1 protein-coding gene, 1 tRNA gene and 1 rRNA gene are annotated in these 1,884 nt (G+C 27.1%); all 3 read right to left on the bottom strand.

Annotation, left to right across the window (positions count from 1 at the left end):
- Positions 1–134: ribosomal RNA gene (locus AC15TD_RS04640) — 16S ribosomal RNA — on the bottom strand; the annotation flags it as partial.
- A gap of 289 nt (positions 135–423) precedes the next feature.
- Complete coding sequence (locus AC15TD_RS04635) at positions 424–1,512, bottom strand: YggT family protein (protein WP_484450965.1); 1,089 nt, start codon at positions 1,510–1,512, stop codon at positions 424–426.
- Positions 1,513–1,687: 175 nt separating this feature from the next.
- Positions 1,688–1,761: transfer RNA gene (locus tag AC15TD_RS04630), tRNA-Pro, on the bottom strand.
- Positions 1,762–1,884 lie beyond the last annotated feature (123 nt).

Here is a 1,884-nt window from a genome sequence, read left to right as displayed (position 1 = left end):
TGTCCCCCTCCTAAAGGCAAATTCTTACGTGTTACTCACCCGTCCGCCACTTGAGTTAAAAACTCTCGTACGACTTGCATGTGTAAAGCATACCGCCAGCGTTCATCCTGAGCCAGGATCAAACTCTTTTAAAATTTCCATGAATTTATTTTCTTAATAACTTTTTTGAAAAAGTATCTTCTTAAAGTTGAATTATAGATTACTAAGTTAGGTGAATAAGAAATAGTTATCTTCCAACTAATTAAATTGACTTAAAAAAATATTTAGTACTATAAAAATAAAATTTATTATAAAGATTTTTAATTTTAATTAAGAAAAATATAGTATGATTTTTAATCAAACTATTAATCTATTAATTTAAATATTTGATCAAAAATCACAAACGAACTCAATTAAAAAAGTTCAGTTATTCAAAAATTAACATTAAAATAATTTATCGAGATGAGTCATTAAAAAATTATTCAAATGTTCATTAACAAAATTTATATTAGGAAGAAATTCATTTACTTGAGTTAAATTATTTTTTGACAATATTTCTGTTGATAGATAATCACTTATATGATGAGTATTTTTAACTATTAAAGAATCATAAAGTTGAGGCAATTCTGCTTTTAATTTTTGTTGATTAAATTCATTGACAATATGATCCGGCAGAAATTGAATATCTAAATCTTTGTAGGCTTTTTGCATATAATTTAAAATATCTGGTCTTTCGTTGTACCAAAATTCTCTTATATCATTTGGAATAGGATAACGATACCATAAAATTGGTAAATAATGAAAAACTAAAACATCTTTCATTTGTTGATTAATTAATAATTTTGTTTCCTCTCCTTCACTTGGTAAAAATGGCATTGTAAAAATCAAATGATTTAAACTATCTGCGACTACTCCAAGAATACCTAGAAAAACACTTCCAGTAATATTTACCCCAAGTATTGATGGTACTATCCCTTGTAAAACATCTTCTGTCCAATCTACTGCAGCGGCCAGATAACACCATGGAAATGTATATGGATTTATATAAATAAACCAAGATAAAGCTATTCGTAAAATTACAATTTGAGAGTAAACCATCAGACCTACAAATAAAACTTCACGAATAGTTTCTAAAAATGTTATATCTAGACAAATATGTAATCGTACTTGGATAAACTCAGATAACCAATCAGGTAAAAAATAAATATTTTTATAATTTTCAATATAAAAATTGTAGAATCCTTCCTGTTTGCTTTCGTATATGTATCTCGGAACTGATTCGACTTTTGGGGATGGTCCAAATATCATTTCAAACCATGTTTCTGGTCGTTGTATAGGGGGCCAAAAAGTTTGATGTAATGGAAGATTATCAAGAAATTTTGATCGAGCATAGAATTCATTTGGAAGATCATAAATAGTTGGCATTCCAGGATTCTCTGGATAACCAAACAATTCAGCTATTTTCTTAAAAAAATTTCCTACTATTTCATAAAAAGCAGTTCGAACCGGAATAAATTTTGCGTCTAAACTCATTAGTAATTTTGAATTAGTATCAAGTTAATAATATAGAATATAATGGAGTTATAATCAGTCAATAATTAGTAGTTACAAGTATATAGTATAAAAAAGAAATAAAATTCTATCAATAGTTTTTTAGATTTTTTAAAAATTTAATTTTTTTTAAGCTCATCCGATTAAAGAAATATTATCGGGATAGTAGGATTTGAACCTACGACACCCTGCTCCCAAAGCAGGTGCTCTACCAAGCTGAGCTATATCCCGAATCCAAGATTAAATCATTAATTAGAAATCTGACTTAATTCTAGACTACTAAATTTTTAACAATTCCACAAGGTTTAATTTTATTTATTTATTTTTTTAAACACATTAACTTTTGAGTCTCAA

The sequence above is a fragment of the Yeosuana sp. genome (assembly GCF_057126245.1).
The sequence above is the reverse complement of the archived record's forward strand: the minus strand, read 5'-3'. Positions and strand labels throughout refer to the sequence as shown.